This window comes from Chryseobacterium paridis (genome assembly GCF_016595215.1).
Classification (GTDB): domain Bacteria; phylum Bacteroidota; class Bacteroidia; order Flavobacteriales; family Weeksellaceae; genus Chryseobacterium; species Chryseobacterium paridis.
The window spans coordinates 117,903-135,636 of the sequence record NZ_JAENHK010000005.1 but is presented as its reverse complement, the minus strand read 5'-3'; the positions used below and the strand labels follow the sequence as shown (position 1 = coordinate 135,636).

At 33.9% G+C, this 17,734-nt stretch carries 15 protein-coding genes; 5 read left to right on the top strand and 10 right to left on the bottom strand.

Annotated features, from left to right (window positions below; translation table 11 throughout):
• Positions 1 to 84 precede the first annotated feature (84 nt).
• From JHL15_RS05650 to JHL15_RS05625, 6 genes are all read right to left on the bottom strand, one after another.
• On the bottom strand, positions 85 to 960 hold the full coding sequence (locus tag JHL15_RS05650) for a pirin family protein (RefSeq protein WP_200244479.1): 876 nt from the start codon (positions 958 to 960) through the stop codon (positions 85 to 87).
• A 98-nt stretch (positions 961 to 1,058) separates the two neighbouring features.
• Positions 1,059 to 2,462 carry an MFS transporter gene (locus tag JHL15_RS05645; RefSeq protein ID WP_200244084.1) on the bottom strand — a complete coding sequence of 468 codons (1,404 nt, stop codon included), beginning with the start codon at positions 2,460 to 2,462 and terminating at the stop codon, positions 1,059 to 1,061.
• Positions 2,463 to 2,689: 227 nt separating this feature from the next.
• A complete protein-coding gene (locus tag JHL15_RS05640) occupies positions 2,690 to 3,499 on the bottom strand; it encodes a hypothetical protein (protein ID WP_200244082.1) in 810 nt (269 codons plus the stop codon).
• 231 nt (positions 3,500 to 3,730) lie between these two features.
• Positions 3,731 to 5,404 carry an asparagine synthase B gene (asnB, locus tag JHL15_RS05635; protein ID WP_200244069.1) on the bottom strand — a complete coding sequence of 558 codons (1,674 nt, stop codon included), beginning with the start codon at positions 5,402 to 5,404 and terminating at the stop codon, positions 3,731 to 3,733.
• 321 nt (positions 5,405 to 5,725) lie between these two features.
• Complete coding sequence (locus tag JHL15_RS05630; protein WP_200244067.1) at positions 5,726 to 7,390, bottom strand: GLPGLI family protein; 1,665 nt, start codon at positions 7,388 to 7,390, stop codon at positions 5,726 to 5,728.
• A 231-nt stretch (positions 7,391 to 7,621) separates the two neighbouring features.
• Positions 7,622 to 8,827 (bottom strand): RsmB/NOP family class I SAM-dependent RNA methyltransferase, encoded by a 1,206-nt coding sequence (locus JHL15_RS05625; protein WP_200244478.1) that lies wholly within the window; start codon positions 8,825 to 8,827, stop codon positions 7,622 to 7,624.
• 220 nt (positions 8,828 to 9,047) lie between these two features.
• On the opposite strand from JHL15_RS05625, the gene JHL15_RS05620 reads away from it, so the two are divergent.
• Positions 9,048 to 9,392, top strand: coding sequence for a zinc ribbon domain-containing protein YjdM (locus JHL15_RS05620; protein WP_089029169.1), 345 nt, complete (start codon positions 9,048 to 9,050; stop codon positions 9,390 to 9,392).
• Between the two features lie 417 nt (positions 9,393 to 9,809).
• Here the strand turns inward: JHL15_RS05620 and JHL15_RS05615 are convergent, their stop codons facing one another.
• Complete coding sequence (locus JHL15_RS05615) at positions 9,810 to 10,745, bottom strand: sulfate/molybdate ABC transporter ATP-binding protein (protein ID WP_200244066.1); 936 nt, start codon at positions 10,743 to 10,745, stop codon at positions 9,810 to 9,812.
• A 75-nt stretch (positions 10,746 to 10,820) separates the two neighbouring features.
• Here JHL15_RS05615 and JHL15_RS05610 point away from each other — a divergent pair, with 75 nt between their 5' ends.
• On the top strand, positions 10,821 to 11,480 hold the full coding sequence (locus JHL15_RS05610) for a YceI family protein (protein ID WP_200244065.1): 660 nt from the start codon (positions 10,821 to 10,823) through the stop codon (positions 11,478 to 11,480).
• A 131-nt stretch (positions 11,481 to 11,611) separates the two neighbouring features.
• Positions 11,612 to 12,622, top strand: coding sequence for a phenylalanine--tRNA ligase subunit alpha (pheS, locus tag JHL15_RS05605; RefSeq protein WP_200244064.1), 1,011 nt, complete (start codon positions 11,612 to 11,614; stop codon positions 12,620 to 12,622).
• A gap of 54 nt (positions 12,623 to 12,676) precedes the next feature.
• Here the strand turns inward: pheS and JHL15_RS05600 are convergent, their stop codons facing one another.
• On the bottom strand, positions 12,677 to 13,447 hold the full coding sequence (locus JHL15_RS05600; RefSeq protein WP_200244063.1) for a DUF3108 domain-containing protein: 771 nt from the start codon (positions 13,445 to 13,447) through the stop codon (positions 12,677 to 12,679).
• A 150-nt stretch (positions 13,448 to 13,597) separates the two neighbouring features.
• Between JHL15_RS05600 and JHL15_RS05595 the strand changes: the two genes are divergently transcribed.
• Both JHL15_RS05595 and JHL15_RS05590 read left to right on the top strand, forming a co-directional pair.
• Entirely contained in the window at positions 13,598 to 14,653 is a 1,056-nt protein-coding gene (locus JHL15_RS05595) for an NAD(P)/FAD-dependent oxidoreductase (RefSeq protein ID WP_200244061.1), read from the top strand.
• Positions 14,654 to 14,665: 12 nt separating this feature from the next.
• Positions 14,666 to 14,995, top strand: a complete 330-nt coding sequence (locus JHL15_RS05590) for a 2Fe-2S iron-sulfur cluster-binding family protein (protein WP_200244059.1) — start codon at positions 14,666 to 14,668, stop codon at positions 14,993 to 14,995.
• 249 nt (positions 14,996 to 15,244) lie between these two features.
• Here JHL15_RS05590 and JHL15_RS05585 read toward each other — a convergent pair whose 3' ends face one another.
• On the bottom strand, positions 15,245 to 16,045 hold the full coding sequence (locus JHL15_RS05585) for a hypothetical protein (protein ID WP_200244058.1): 801 nt from the start codon (positions 16,043 to 16,045) through the stop codon (positions 15,245 to 15,247).
• A gap of 112 nt (positions 16,046 to 16,157) precedes the next feature.
• Positions 16,158 to 17,603, bottom strand: a complete 1,446-nt coding sequence (locus JHL15_RS05580) for an aminoacyl-histidine dipeptidase (protein WP_200244056.1) — start codon at positions 17,601 to 17,603, stop codon at positions 16,158 to 16,160.
• Positions 17,604 to 17,734 lie beyond the last annotated feature (131 nt).

Sequence of the window (17,734 nt, the reverse complement as noted above, 5' to 3'; positions counted from 1 at the left end):
AGTATATTGTTAAAGGTAATAAAAAGCAATAATTAAATAAAGAGCTCAAGATTAAGATTATTTAATTATTGCTTATTTGTTCTGTTAGTCTTCTAAATACCCGAATTTTCCGGTATTGAAATCTTCAAAAGCCTGCATGATCTCCTCTCTTGTATTCATTACAAAAGGACCATGAGGAAAAATAGGTTCATTGATCGGCTCTCCACTGATGATCAATACAATTGCGTTTTCGCTGGCCTCAATGATAAATTCCTCACCCGCATTTTCAAACAAGATCAATTGGTCTGTTGCTGCCTTTTCATTTCCATTTACTGTAACATTTCCCTCAATTACAAGGGCTGCTGTATTATAATTAGCGGGAAATTGAAATGTAGCCTTTCCGCCGGTTTTTAATTTGGCATTCATCATGTGTACAGGAGTGAAAGTAAATGCAGGACCTTTATTTCCATTGTATTCTCCAGCGATCACTTCGATTACACCGTTTTCACCCAGATCTACCAATTTCATATCTGAGTTTTTAATGGCCTGATATTTAGGCTTGCTCATTTTATCCTTTGCAGGAAGGTTGACCCAAAGCTGAACCATTTGAAAAATTCCACCGGTTTTAGACCATTCTCTTTCATGATATTCTTTGTGAAGAACGCCTCTTGCGGCTGTCATCCATTGAACATCTCCTTCTCCGATCACACCTCCTCCTCCCGAGCTGTCATGATGTTCTACTTTTCCCTGGTAGGCTATGGTTACAGTTTCAAAACCTCTGTGCGGATGTACGCCGACGCCTCTTGGTTTTTCAGATCCGTTAAAATGAAATTTTGAATTATAATCGAGCATAATGAAAGGATCCATTCTTTTCATATCCAATCTTGATACTCCTGGTATAAAGTTGTGAACTCTAAAACCATCACCTACAAAATGAGCAGGTTTTGGTGATACCACTATTTCTACTTTTTTAGTTGTCATCATAATGTTGATTTTTTATATAAACAAAAATAGAGTAGATCGTGATCAATTGCATTGACCTGTGTTAAGTTCGGTTTAAGTTAGTTTTTACCAGATGATTAATGATCTTTAGATTGCATATTTTTCCCATCTGAAATATGAAGTCTTCTGAAAACCAATCCTGATAGTATCGTAAGAATACCTACAGTGAGAAATGTATAACGGAATGCATTATGTATTTCTCCTTTGATGAGGTCTGTGCTTTCAAAAATTTTTAGAACGATGAGACCAAAAGCAATCCCAAAACCAATAGCAAGCTGTTGATTTACCGATATTAAAGAATTTCCACTACTCGTCTGGAAATTGCGTAAATCAGCGATGGAAATGGTATTCATTGACGTAAACTGAATAGAATTAAAAAATCCTAGAACAGCGATAATCGGAATAAACCAAAATAGGGAGGTATTTATATTTGGAATAGCAAGCATGCATATCAATGTTCCGATAATAAATGTATTCACCATTAATGTTTGCCGGTATCCGAACTTATCAAGAATCTTTATAACTGAAGATTTTCCGAAAATAGCAGTCAGTGCCATAGGAGCAACGATCCAGCCAGATGTAACTGCAGATTGTTTATAGGCAATTTGTATCATGAGGGGAAGTAACAATGGAACAGCACTGATTCCTAATCGAGTGGCAAGGTTTCCCACAATTCCCACGCGGAAAGTCCTTACCTGAAACAGATTTAATGGGAATATAGGATTTCCTCCTCTTTTTGCATGTTTATAATAGTAATAGAGAAATAAGAAACCAAGAATAAATACCAAAAGAACCGGTGTTGTATTCTGTAGATCTCCAAAAAGTTCCAATGAAATAGAGAGTAGGAGTGAGGCTGCAGCGAATATCATAAATCCTTTCAGATCAAAATCCACATCAGCTGATTTATAGTTAGGCATAAATTTGAAGCCTAAAACAATTCCCAGGATTCCAATTGGGATATTGATGAGAAATATCCAGTGCCACGAAAGATAATCTACCATATAACCACCTACAAGAGGACCAAGTACGGGTCCAATAAGTGCTGGAATGATAGCGAAATTCATAGCTTTTAGTAATTCATTCTTATCAAAAGTTTTGATCAAAGCTAATTTTCCAACAGGGGTCATCAAACTACCTCCAACACCCTGAATTACCCTTGAAATAACGAGATGAGTAAGGTTTTGTGAGAGTGCACAAAACAAAGAACCTAAACTAAAAAGCACCAATGAAAAAATAAAAACTCTTTTTGTTCCGAATCTATCCGCCAGAAAACCACTTGCCGGCATAAAAACCGCTAATGTCAGAACATAGCTGATAATTGCGTTCTGCATATTTAATGGAGATTCCTTTAAATCCTTCGCAATTGAGGGTAAAGAAGTATTCAAGATAGTAGAATCCAGCATCTGCATAAAAATAGCAGTGGCAAGAATCAGTGGAAGGATCTTTTTAATTGATGTTATTGACGAGTTGGTTTCAGACATTTTGTATCAGCTAGAATCTTTAAGTAATGTAAAATCTATCAGTAAAATGCAGCTCATCCGAGTTGATTAAAAGGTAGTAATGGAAATGAGAAAAGAATGTATTTTTCTTTCCTCTGCTTATAAATTGCTCAAACTACACACTAAAAAACTTGATAGAATTTATGATTAGATAAAGAAATATCTATAAAATTAAAAAAGTCCTGTGAGATTTCACAGGACTTTTTTAATTATTTTCTGGTTTTTTCTACTCCTTTCCATTCATCCCCAGCTTTTCGGTACTGGCTTAAAATGAAAGTTTTGAAATCTGTTGTCTTATATTCAATGTTATCAGTGTTTTGTTCAAAAGGCATGATGTAATAAAAGTCAACATCCGTTTTATCTGTTTTATTCCCCTTTTTCACTGAAGGAACATACTTTGAAAATTTATAGTTCGGAAGATATTGTTTTAATGAAGCATAGAATTTTTTGTCATCTTCTTTTGGAATAATATCCACAATATTAAAGTCATCTTTTTTCTTATCTATCCAAAGGTAGTAGGTAACTTCTTCCTGAGTTTTTCTGTTCAAAGAATTGAAAGCAAATAATTCTTTTGGGACCAGCTCTTTAATTTTTTCAGGATCTACTTTTGTAAAATATTCTCCTTGAGAAGGATCTACATACGTTTCAAGATTGTACATCAATACCGCATTATTTTCGAAATTTTTATTCTTGAAATATTGGTTTAAAGATAATTCAGCAGTTTCTCTCAGTTCTTTACCTCTTGCATCTAGTTTTTTTGTCGGATTCTGAGGGTTTACTTTTTTTACAAATTCATAGAGAACAACTGGTTTTACATCCTTAAGGTGAGGGTATGTTTTTAATTGCTCAGCTTTCGCCAGCCAGTAATATTGCTGATAGTAGTTTTCTTTTTCGTTGTCCTTTACTGTTTTATAAGTTAAGGCAAGTTTTTTTGAATTTAGATATTTACCAAATTTACCTTGGCCAAAAGCAAAATTTATAGATAACAAAGCAAAAAAGATAGTAACGGTTCTTCTCATTTTATAATATTGATTTTTTCGTTTTCCAAATATAATTATTTATTAGATACTATTTTTGATTGTCAGTTAAAATGTGTTAATATTCTTGCTGTTTCTTCAAAAGAAAATCCTGTATTGCTACAGGATTGATAAATTTTATTTTTTTTGATGACTATAATAATGTATGAGGAATAAGATCAGAATAATTTTTATTTCTAATAACTTGAAATCTGAAACTCATCTCTTAAAACATTACTCTTCATAAGAGGTTTCATGTACTTTTACAGCCCTTCCGCTTGGGTCATTCATCTTTTTAAATGCCTCATCCCATTCCAGTGCGATAGGAGTGGAGCATGCCACTGATGGTACAGAAGGAACTGTTGCTGCAGCCGTTTCACTAAGAAAATGTTCTTCAAAAATAGTTCGGTATCTGTATTCCTCCTTGTTTTGAGGGGTGTTCAGAGGGAATCTGAATTTTGCATTCGCCATCATTTCATCTGTAACTTCTTTTTCAGCAACTTCTCTTAAAGTGTCAATCCAGGAATAGCCAACGCCGTCAGAGAACTGTTCTTTTTGTCTCCACACAATAGATTCAGGAAGGATGTCTTCAAAGGCTTTTCTTAAGATCCATTTTTCAATTTTCCCTTCAGCTGCAGCAATCATTTTGTCTTTAGGATTAATTTCCATGGCAATATCCATGAATTCTTTATCCAGGAAAGGAACACGTCCTTCAATTCCCCAGCTCATTAATGCTTTGTTAGCTCTTAAACAGTCATAAAGGTGAAGCTTTCCTAATTTTCGTACAGTTTCATCATGGAATTCTTTTGCATTGGGAGCTTTATGGAAGTATAGATATCCTCCAAACAACTCGTCAGAACCTTCTCCTGAAAGGACCATCTTGATTCCCATAGATTTGATAACCCGTGCCAATAAATACATTGGAGTAGAGGCTCTTACAGTCGTTACATCATAAGTTTCCAAATGATAAATGACATCACGGATGGCATCCAATCCTTCCTGAACAGTGAAATTAACTTCATGATGAACAGAACCAATGTGATCTGCTGCTTTTCTTGCTGCAGCAAGATCCGGAGATCCTACAAGGCCTACTGCAAAACTGTGCAATCTTGGATACCATGCTTCCTGCGTATCCCCACTTTCGATTCTTTGTCGGGCGTATTTTGCAGTGATAGCAGAAATAACGGAAGAATCTAAACCTCCTGATAAAAGTACACCATAAGGAACATCGCTCATCAGCTGTCTATGAACCGCATCTTCAAGTCCTTGTCTGAGTTTTTGGATATCACTTTCGTTATCCTTTACATTATCAAAACTATCCCAATCTCTTTTGTACCATTGTTGAAGTTCATTTCCATCCTTGCTGTATACAAAGTGACCAGGCAAAAAGGTTTCTATTGTTTTGCAAACACCTTCCAATGCTTTTAATTCTGAAGCTACATAATAATTTCCGTTTCTGTCCCAGCCTTGATAAAGAGGGCAGATTCCCATATGATCACGAGCGATAAGATAAACATCATTTTTTATATCATATAGAGAGAAAGCGAAGATTCCATTTAGTTTTTCTAAAAAGTCTTTCCCATATTTTTCATAAAGAGCCAGAATAACTTCACAGTCAGATTGGGTTTGAAATTCATAATCAGGAAACTCTTTTTTTAGTTCTCTATGATTGTAGATTTCACCATTTACTGCTAATACGATATTTCCATCTTTAGAAAATAGGGGTTGTTTACCTGAAGTAGGATCTACAATGGCTAGTCTTTCATGAGAAAATACCACTTTCTCGTTTTGAAAAACTCCGCTCCAATCTGGTCCCCTATGACGGATTTTTTTTGACATTTCCAAGACCTGAGGTCTTAATATTTCTGTTTTTTGTTTCGCGTCAAACAAACATACGATTCCACACATTTTTTATCATTTATTTAGAAGCAAAAATAGAATTGCAATTTAAAAAAGAAAATATAAATTGAATATAAGTTAATATTTTTAATCAATTAGTTTTATTTAATTAAAAATATTAATTATTTTAAATGATAAGCATGATTTTGATTGATATTTTTCACAAGGAAAAATAGTGGTGAATTACATACGAAATTAAAATTAGATATTTATTAATATTTGGTAATTAATTATATGAATTTTTACTTTTACTTTGTGGCTCGAAATAATTTTTTTTCATCATTTGTGTTTTTACCTTCTTGTGACTAATATCACGAGAAGGTTTTGTTTTTATTGGATTCCTAATAAAACTCCGGAAACGTTCCATGAACTGAAACTGGTGCCTTCTGTTGGTCCCTGAGGAATTTTTATTTGTATACTGTGTTTTCCAGCTTTTAAATCTCCCAAAGGAATAAAATTAGGATTGGTAACGGTGCCCGGGCACCAGTTTGATCTGCTTAGATCTGACGAAGAAAGCCCATCGGGGAAATTTCCTGAAGCAGGATTGTACAATCTATAAGATCCACAATCTGTTCTCCAGGGAGTAAAAGAGAATGTCATTTTACCATCCAGGAATATCGAGTTAGGTTTTGGTACAAATTCATCTCCATTTTCCCATCCACCATGACCTGTGGTAATATATCTTAATTGTGCATTTTTCACATCTTTTTTCAATGTGAACTCTACAAAAAGCCCTTTATCCTTATCAAACATTGTTGAATAGTCCTGGCCAGCCATTTCCATAATGTTTACGGAATTGAACAGAGGAAGAGCAATGTTATTTTTATTAATTGTCTGATCACTTTTATGAATAGTGATATCAAGACTTACTTTGTGTCCGCCCTTATCATAATTACCTATAAAAGTACCTATCCAGAGCTCCTTTTCTGATAAAGATGGTTTAAGATCTGTAATATCCTGACGGAATGGACTGATGGTTTGCCAATCTTTTCCTTTTAACTGAATGTGATTAAACTTCTGGATACCAAAGGCAGTGAAAAAGCGCATCATTTCAATGCTAGGATCGTAGTTGTCGGTTGAAGTAATACCATAATATTGTTTTCCGTTTCCATTTTCGTAAACCGGAAGTGTTTTAGCTCCTTTTTCGAGTCCATCAAAAAAAGATTGAGATTTATCCTGAGGAATGAAGAATACAGTTCCTGTTCTGTCATAAGCATCTCCATTGGATTGTTGTTTTAATTCGACAAAAATATTCTCCCCGTCAGTTATTTTAGGAAATTTTACTTTTTTTAGGATAATGGTTCCGTTGGCAAATCGCTTTATTTTTTCATCGGATTTTGATTCATCAGAAAAATTAATAGTTTCATTTTCAAAGACCTGTAAAGTCGTAAATCGACTTTTCCACAGAAGGTCTTTGTATCCCAATAAATCTGTAGTAGTGATTTGCCCTTTTATGATATTCTCAATATCTGTCTTTTTAATTTTTTTAATAGAGGTTGCAGTGATCAATGAATTTTTATTTTTTTCAATTTCAAGAACCAATCCCATATTTTGACCCAATGTAGAAGGACCTCCGCTTATTTTTAAATCATTTGTATACCACACCTCAATGGTGTTGGAATTTATTTTAGTTACTGCTTTTCTACAGTTATAGCCTAGTATTTTTTTAGTTTCGTTCGTTAATTCAAAAGTTTGCTTACCTATTGATTCTTTATCTATTGTAGATATTGTTTCATTAGGTTTTAAAAAAGCGTAAGAAACAACGGTGTTGGAAGGTTTTTCCACTTTGGTGATCTCAAATGGGAATTCACTTTTTTGTTCTCTGATTGAGTTGTTTAGTATGAAGTTTTCTTTATCATTAGCCCAGATAAAAGTGGGTGATTGTTCAGTTTGTACTTTTCCATTGTAAGAGCTGGTGTATTGGATTTCGTAGGTCTGTGCGTACGTAATACAAAATAGGAAAGAGAAGAAACTGAATAAAATTCTTTTATACATAGAGATAGTGGTTTATCGCAAAGATAGATTTTAGTATCAATATCTACCTGTTGATTTAAAAATGATTTTTCATGAATAGGTATCACAAAGAAGTGAGAATGTTACGAAATTGTGAAAATATTTTTATTGTAATTTTATTTTGATTAAAAACATTACGTTTAACGTGATATTTCAAACAAAAAACTACCCTAATAATAGAGTAGTTCATATATTTAATCTTGAAGATCTTAATTATGCAAGTCTTTCAATCAAAGCCATATAGAATCCATCGTATCCTTCACTAGGCATTACTTTTTCATCTTTAATAAGTTTGAAATCAGGGTTGTTTTTAAGGAATTCCTTAACCTGTCCTGTGTTTTCCGATGGTAAAATAGAACATGTTGCATATACCATTTTTCCACCCTTTTTTACTATTTTGGAATAATCCTGAAGGATTTGTTGTTGTTCAATTTTAATTCTATCAATAAAGTCCTGATCAATTTTCCATTTGCTGTCCGGGTTTCTTTTTAAAACTCCTAAACCTGAACAAGGAGCATCAATAAGAAGTCTGTCTGCCTTTTCATGAAGACGTTTAATCACCTTATTATCAGAGATCATACGGGTTTCGATGTTGTGTGCTCCAGCTCTTTTTGCACGACGCTTCAATTCTGCCAGTTTCCATTCAAAAATATCCAAGGCGATGATTTGTCCTTTATTTTCCATTAAAGCAGCCAGGTGAAGTGTTTTTCCACCAGCTCCGGCACAAGCATCAACAACACGTTGTCCTTCTTTTACATCAAGAAAGTATCCTATCTTTTGTGAAGAAGCATCCTGAACTTCAAATAATCCTTCTTTAAAAGCAGTAGTTAAAAAGACATTCTTTTTTTCTTCCAATTGTACAGCATCCTGATAATTTCTTACTGTAAAAGATGCAACACCTTCGTCGGATAGATCTGAAATAAGTTCTTTTGGGGTTGTCTTTAAAGAGTTTGCACGTAAAACAGTTGGAGCTTGTTCGTTTAAAGCTCTCATTTCTTTTTCCCAGCCAGAACCTAATTCTTTTTCCAAAGTTTCAGCTAACCATTCCGGAATAGAATGTTCAATAGCTTTAGTTGGAACAGTATCTTTTTTAAGTTTAGTAATAATATCAGCTATTTTTATTCCTTCGAACTCTTCAAATCTTTTGTAATTTGTTTTACTCCAAAGTAAATAAGCAATAATGAGTTTGTAAATATTGTTAGGCTTTACACCTTCTCCCATATAATATTCCAGACGTTTCTTCCAACGGATGATGTTGTAAAAAATCTCAGAAACAACTGCTCTGTCCTGACTTCCCCATTTTCTATGTGCTTTCAAAAGTCTTTCAATTACTTTATCGGCGTATTTATTTTTTTCAAAAAATGTTTCCTGTAGGGCATCGTGAATTCCGATGGCTAAGTTTCTGTGAATAAGTTCCATAATTGCTTCTGCTGTTTTCAATCTGCAAAAGTACAAATTATAGTGGAGAGTTGAAAATGGGAGTGGAGTTGAAAGTTGAAAGTAAAGGCTAAGTACTAAATCATAAAACGTTCAATATGTTTTCAATTTTCCACTTTCAACTTTCCATTTAATTACCGGTTCAGTCCTTTCCTCTTGATTCAATGGTTCAAAAAGCCCTACCTTTGTGAAAAATTAAAATATGAGTGATGTTGTTCTTTGTCCAAAATGTGGTTCTGAATTTACTTATCCTAGTGATAATATGACGGTTTGTTCTCAGTGTTTCTATGAATGGAATGCGGAAGAAGCGGCTTCGGAATCTGCGAATGCAGGGAAAATATTTGATTCCAATGGAAATGAATTGCAGGATGGAGATTCTGTTGTGGTTATTAAAGATCTACCGGTTAAAGGTGCTCCAAAGCCAGTTAAGGCAGGAACTAAAGTAAAGAATATACGTTTAAGACCAGATAGTGATCATAATATCGACTGTAAAATTGATGGCTTCGGATCAATGGCTTTGAAATCGGAGTTTGTAAAGAAAGCTTAGAAAGATTTGATTATATATACTATGAATGCGTCTTAAGTGACGCATTTTTTATTTACAGAACATAAAAAAAGGAAAAGATTGGACAGTGTAATCTTTCAAAGACTAGATTGCAGGATTCTGCTAATGTTTGTCCTGGAGGCAGAAAGAGAATTAACCAAAAGTTTCCTTATGCTGTGGAAACACAAATGTAAGGAAAAGTTTTAAAAGCAAATTTTGAGAATAGGAATTTTTATCCACAAACTAACAATAAGTGTCATAAAATGTGTTAATTAGGAGGAGCCTGAAAGGCGAAAAGGCTGAAAAGCAAAATCGCAAAATTGCAGAATTGTTAATTTGCCAATCAGTATTTTAACGACAATCGATTTTACAGTTTTACAAATTAGCAAATTAGCTTTTTCGCTTTTCAGCGATTTTGCCTTATGCGAAGGTTATTCTAATAGGATTTTCCAGCTTATTACTACTGTAGACAATAAGCTCTCTATTGTTAGCTTTAATTTTATTCCAGTAATGATTTCCGGCAAATCTGCTTTCAAGGACTTCTGCTTCTAAACCATTTTCTGAAACTTTGATCTCATGAGGATAATACGAGAACTTAGGAATCTGAAAATCTTTCATTTCAGTCTCATTGAAAATATTAACCTCCCCAAAAAGTTTGGCCACATATGGGTTATAAGGTTCTTTATAGGTTTCTTCAGGATGTGTATTTTGAATTAATCTTCCGCCTTGAAGAATAACGATCTGATCCACCCAAGGCATAATATCCTGAAGTTCATGTGTAGAAATAATCAAAGAAATATTATGCTGTTTTACATATCTGAAAAGTCTTTCACGAAGCTCTATTTTTCTCGGGAAATCAATATTGCTAAAAGGTTCATCCAGTATAAGAAGTTTCGGAAGTACGGAAAGGGCTCTTGCTATAGCTACTCTCTGTTGCTGGCCGCCACTTAAATTTTTTGGAAGGACATTAGCATATTCCTGCAATCCTACAACTTCCAGAAGTTCATTTACTATTTCACTTTTTTTAGATAGATTAATATTTGAAATAAACTTTCCTACATTATCAGCAACTGTAGAATAGGGCATCAGGTCAAAATTCTGAGCTACAAATTTCATTTCCGCTTCTCCGGGAACGAGATTTCCTTTAGGGCCTAAAAGGGGAGTGCCATCAAAAATAATATCTCCATTTTCCCAATCTAAAAGTCCATAAATTAAATTTAATAAAGTAGATTTTCCACATCCGCTTTCTCCTGCTAATGCAATGATTTTACCCTCCTCAAATCGTATATTAAGGTTTTGAAAGAGGGGCTGGTCCTGGCGGTATGAAAAATGTAAATTGTTTATTTCTAATAGCATCTTACAAATGTAGTATTTTTATAAAAGAATTATTTTTTTTATTATCTTAGCGAACGTAATAAAAAAATATCAAAGATGAAGAAAAAATTGTTTTATTTAGTTATCCCTGCCGTTTTTGCTACAGCTTTACTTGTTTCTTGTAAAAAAGATAAACCGCTTACCAGCGAAAGTAATGAGGTTGCAACTACAAAAGATGGTGCTCAATATGTACTGGATACTTTGAACAGTAAAATAGAATGGAAAGGATATAAAGTATTTAAGTCTGAAAGCACAAGCCATTTCGGAACCATTAAATTTGAAAGTGGAGATCTTACAGTAAAAGACGGGAAATTAGAAAGTGGAAAATTTGTTGCTGATATGGGTTCTCTTACATCGGTAGATTTAAAAGATGATGCTGATCAGTTAGGAAAATTAAATGGACATTTGAAAAGTGGAGACTTTTTTGAAGTAGAAAAATTTCCAACTGCTTCTTATGAAATTACCAAAGTGACACCAGCTGCTGAAGGAGATTACAATACTTTGTTAGATGGTAACTTAACAATTAAAGGAATTACAAAACCACTTCAGTTGAAAGCTAATGTTTCTGTAAAAGAAGGAGAAGTGAGTGTGGCAACTGAGCCCAAAGATATTAAAAGAGAAGAGTTTGGTGTGAAATTCCAAGCTCCTGCTGAAAACGGAGTCATTAAAGATGAGGTAACTCTTCAAGTCAACGTTAAAGCTTTAGAAAAGAAATAATTTTTTTATTTAAGTGAAATAAGTGATTGAAGTCTGCCTCTGAATAGGGGGCAGATTTTTTTATGACAAAATAAGAAAGTTTTTAAACTGAAAAATCGTATTTTTGCAAAACATTTTGAAAGGGTAAAATAATGATAGAAAAGATAGAAGAACTACTCGTTGAAGTAAACAGCTTCAATACTACATCTAAAGAGGAAATCGAAAATTTCCGAATCAAGTATAATGGTAAGAAAGGAGTTCTAAACGATTTTTACGAAACATTAAAAGAAGTTCCTAACGATCAGAAGAAAGAATTCGGACAGAAAGTTAATTCTTTAAAGCAAGCTATTGCCATAAAATTAGAAGACTTGAAAAGTGCTTCTGCATCTTCTATTGTAGTAGAGAAAGATGATCTTACAAAACCTGCTTTTCCCTTGGAGCTGGGATCAAGACATCCTATCAACTTGGTAAAGAACAGAATTATTGAGATCTTTAAATCTATTGGATTTGCTGTTGCAGATGGACCAGAAATCGAAGATGACTGGCATAACTTTACTGCACTTAATCTTCCGGAATACCATCCGGCAAGAGATATGCAGGATACTTTCTTTATTGAGCAAAATCCGGATATTCTGTTAAGAACCCACACTTCTTCAGTGCAGATTCGTTATATGGAAGAAAACCAGCCGCCGATAAGAATTTTATCTCCCGGAAGAGTTTTCAGAAATGAAGCAATCTCTTCACGTTCCCACTGTATTTTCCATCAGATAGAAGGATTATATATCGACGAAAATGTGAGCTTTGCAGATTTGAAACAAACAATCCAGTTCTTTACTACTGAACTTTTTGGAAAATCTAAAATCAGAATGAGACCTTCATTCTTTCCATTCACAGAGCCAAGTGCTGAGATTGATGTATATTGGGGATTAAACTCTGAAACAGATTACAGAATCACTAAAGGTACAGGATGGCTGGAAATTATGGGATGTGGAATGGTAGACCCTGCCGTACTTAAAAATGTGAATATCGATTCTGAAAAATATTCAGGATATGCATTCGGAATGGGAATTGAAAGAATTACGATGCTTCTTTACCAAATGAGTGACATCAGAATGTTCTTTGAAAACGATATCAGAACTTTAGAGCAATTTAAAACTTTATAATACAAAAGCCTCCGAAATTATTTCAGAGGCTTTTTTTATACTTGTTCAATATGTTTATTTTGTAAACTTTAAAGGATATTTGACGTTTTTATAATCATCAATACTCGCCTTTAATGCTCCTACAGCTAATTCAGCTTTTAATAACATGGGAACGTGATTGGCATCATTAGAAACCCACATAGTAACTCCTTCTTTCTCTTTAAATACTCTTCCGCTTATTACTGATGGTATAATTTTTAAACAATTGATAGTTCCAAACTTTGTTTTTAAATTTTCAGTGCCCACTACTCTCAGACGGAAAGGAAACATTTCATCATCGATCCACACATTCATATTAATTACTGTTCCTACTTTCAGATCAGTCTGGCTTTGGCTTCTCAGGTAATAGAAACACGAAAGCATATCCTGAACCCCTTTTACTGACTTTATAACTTTAGAGCCATTGGCTGGAGTTTTCTTATCAGTTAATATGAGGGTATTGTTATCATGATTGAAGACTGTTTCAAAATGTTGACGGTAGCTGCCTTCTTTTACATTTCTTACATAAAAACTTGGTAGTCCGGTTTCTGTATTGATGAAGCTCTCGTACAAATCATCCACTTTAAAGAAAGCTTTTACAGCACCGGATGTTTGTCCTGTTCCTTTCACATATAAGTGCGGAGCACCTTTGTAAGTGGTCTTTTGTGTTGTAAGTGTTGCATTACCTGCAGTCAGAATTCCATAATGAATTCTAAAAGTAATGGATTCACCATCCGCTATATTATCGATCTGGCCAAAGCCCAGGAAGAATACGAATAATGCAAGGATATTAAGGGTTTTCTTCATAGTATTGTTTTTACAAAAACGCTGCCAAAATTAAAATTTTTCTATTTTTCCAGCTATTTGATAAATCTCAGGTTTTTATTTAGACTCAATTAAATCAGCTTCGCGTTAAAATTAGTAAATTTGCAGCTATATGTAAAATTAAATTTTATTATGATTACTACCGATATATTGATTATAGGAGCCGGGCCAACTGGACTTTTTGCAGTATTTGAAGCAGGTTTGCTTAAAATGAAATGTCATATTATAGATGCGCTTCCTCAGCCAGGAGGGCAGCTTGCTGAACTTTATCCTAAAAAACCTATTTTCGATATTCCGGGTTATCCTTCGGTAAATGCGGGAGAATTGGTAGATAATTTAATGGAACAGATCAAACAGTTTCAACCAGGATTTACATTAGGAGAAACAGCTGTTTCTTATACAAAAGTAGATGATGAGTGGTTTGAGGTGATTACTAATAAAGGAACTGTTCACAGAGCTAAAGCAATTGCTATTGCTGGTGGATTGGGTACTTTTGAGCCTAGAAAGCCTGCAATGGATAATATTGCTGATTATGAAGAAAAAGGCTTGGAATATTTTATCAAGGAACCTGAACATTTCAGAAATAAAAAAGTAGTTATTGCAGGAGGTGGAGACTCTGCTTTGGATTGGAGTATTTTCTTGTCGAATGTGGCAAGTGAAGTTACATTGATCCACAGAAGAAATGAGTTCAGAGGGGCTTTGGATTCTGTAGAAAAAGTACAGGATCTTAAGAATCAAGGTAAGATAAAATTGATTACGCCTGCTGAAGTTACTGCTATTAAAGGTGACGGGAAAGTTGAAGCGATCACCGTTGTAAAAGATGGAGAAGAAGCATATGATCTTGAAACAGATTATTTCATCCCATTGTTCGGGTTGACTCCAAAATTAGGAGAGATCGCTAACTGGGGACTGAATATTGAAAAAAATGCTATTGTTGTTAATAATGCTTTGGACTACCAGACCAATCTTGAAGGGATCTATGCGATCGGAGATATTAATACATATCCTGGGAAATTAAAATTGATCCTTTGTGGTTTCCATGAAGCAACACTAATGTGTCAGAGTGTATACAATAGATTAAATCCAGGTAAAAAATACGTTCTAAAATATACCACAGTAAGTGGAGTAGATGGGTTCGATGGAAGTCGTAAAGAAGCAGAAAAGGCTGTTGTGAAAAAAATTGACTAATTTTGCAAAATTATGTCAGATATCAATATAAAAATCACCGATAGAGGAGGAGTAGCTCACGATGTTGTAGCACCAACGGATATGTCCATGAATTTAATGGAAATTATTCGTTCTTATGAACTAGCAGAGGAAGGAACTATTGGAGTATGTGGAGGAATGGCTATGTGTGCTTCATGTCAGGTGTATGTAATCAATGATCCCGGATTAGTGGAGATGGGTGCTGAAGAAGATGCAATGCTTGCTGAAGCTTTCCATGTAAAGGAGAATAGCAGATTGGGATGTCAGTTACATATGGTAGAAGAGATGGAGGGATTAGAAGTTGAAATTGCTCCATATCCGTAGAAAAATTTTAATCTAAAATAAAAAAGCTCACGAAAAAAATCGTGAGCTTTTTTATTACATTTACTTATCCTAATAGCTCAATTAGTAGAGCGTCTGTAAAACATACAGAAGGTTGGGGTGCGAATCCCCCTTATTTTTACCCCAATAAGAACCCGGCTACTTAATTTCACCGAGTATCTTAGATACTAATCGCCCCCAAATAAGAAAATATATTTATATAAAATTGTGGAGGCAAGGGGAATTGCTTCTTTAAATGTTTAAATCATTAGGCTGTCTTTGAGCTCCTTCTAATATTTGTTTTGTTATACCATTGTATCTTTCGAATAGCTCGTTTCGCCATTCTAAGTTGCTTGTTTCTTCCAATTTATGAATTTTTGTCCCTAAGTAATATCTTTGATTTTTATAAATAATACCAAAATTTTTACCATTGAATTTATTATAGAGACCAACTAATTGTGGGGCACCACCACATTGTAAATCTTTAATATCTATTAAAGTATGACAAAGACATTGAAATAGAGCTCTACTTGTTTTACCATTATTTCCTTTTAAGTAATCTAAATATCTATTATAAAACTCATCCTTTCCACTTCCTAAAATGATTACTTTATCAGAGGCTAGAGGTATTTCCTGTTCAGAGATTGTCCAGTTGGTTTCTATGGTCCATTTATATATGAAGCACACAAAATCAATTTCATTATCTCTTGATATATGGATGATTTCTATTGATTTGGCTAGCTTACTTTCTGGGTAATAAGCAGATTTTTCTTTTATTTGATTAAATACAATTTGTACCCTTTCTCTATTACTTGAATTTTTAGGAAATAAGATACTATCTTTATCCATATCTAATAATTGTGTTAGAATAACAGTTGGATAAAGTACATCTCCACAATAGCCTAATATATCTGGTGAATTTTGTAATGCATATACTTTTCTTCCATAATCAAATTTTCTACCATCACTCCATGAAAATCTACTATCACTTGCAATATAAGCACTAGAAATTTTTCTAGAATCTTTTCCTATCCAACTTAATAATAATGTCATTTGTTATGAATTCTATCCAACTATATAAATATATAGATTATTTGATGAAAAATAATAACTTTTAAAAATATCCCAAATTAGACAACTTTAGATAATTTAAATAAAGTTTTTCTTATTTCTGAGGAATATTCGCTAAGATTTCTTTTAGGAAACTCCAGAATTTTTGTGCTGAAGGAATATTTGCTCTTTCATCAGGAGAATGTGCTCCCCTGATAGTAGGTCCGAAGCTTACCATTTCCATTTCAGGATAGTTCCCTCCGATGATACCACATTCTAAACCTGCATGACAAGCTACAACGTGAGGTTTTTCTGTGAATTTTTCAATATAGATCTTTTCCATTAGCTGAACAATCTCAGAACCTGGCTTCGGCTTCCATCCCGGATAAGATCCACTAAATTCTACCTTCATTCCAGCTAGTTCAGAAACTGATTTTAATTGTTCTGCAACAGCATATTTTGTAGAATCTACAGATGATCTTGAAAGATTTAATATTTTTAAGCTTCCTCCTTTTAATTCTACTCTTGCAACATTATTAGATGTCTCTACAAGATCTTTTACATCTGGGCTCATTCTGTAAACACCATTATGAAGAGATTTTAGAACTAGGATAATCTTTTTGGAATCTTCTTCTGAAAGAGCCTTTTCAGAACTTGTTGAATTTTCTATATTAATCTGAAGACCTGGTTCTACAGTGGCAAACTCTTCTATTATTTCTTTTTTAAGACCTCCGGTTAGTTCTTCAATGAATTCATTAGCGTTTCTTACTGAAATTGTAGCAACTGCTTCTCTTGGAATAGCGTTTCTTAATCCACCTCCATCAATTGAAATTAACTGTATATTTTCTTTTGCCAGACCATTATAAAGTAATCTGCCTAATATAATATTTGAATTTCCAAAGCCTTTATGGATATCCATTCCTGAGTGACCGCCTTGTAATCCTTTGATTTCAATTCTTACAATCTGTCCTTTAGCATCTTCTAATTCATAGTTTTGAGAAATTGTAACATCAATTCCTCCTGCACAGCCGATATCAATTTCGTCATCTTCCTCTGTGTCAAGATTTAATAAAATCTGTCCTGTAAGCTCACCTGGTTTTAAGCCTAAAGCTCCTGTCATTCCTGTTTCTTCATCGATTGTGAAAAGTGCTTCCAAATCAGGATGCGGAATATCTGAACTTTCTAAGATGGACATGATCGTGGCTACACCTAAGCCATTATCTGCTCCTAATGTAGTTCCTTTTGCCTTTACCCAATCTCCATCGATTTCCATTTTGATTCCTTCTGTATCAAAATCAAAATTTACATCATTGTTTTTTTGGCAAACCATATCAAGGTGAGATTGTAAAACAATGGATTTACGGTTTTCCATTCCTACTGTGGCAGGCTTTTTAATAATAACATTTCCTACTTCATCTACCGTTGTAGGTAATCCTAAACTTTCACCAAATGCCTTGATGAATGCTATTACTTTCTCTTCTTTTTTTGAAGGTCTTGGAATAGCATTTAATTTGGAAAAATTCTTCCAGATAATTTGCGGTTCTATATTGGATAATTCCATAAAATTTATTTTTATCAAAATTACAAAATAAAAAATGCTCCCGTAAATTCAGGAGCAGTCTTTTTTGTTTTTGAAGCGAAAAAGCGAAAAAGCGAAAAAGCGGAATTGCTGAAAGGCAAAAAGGCAAATTC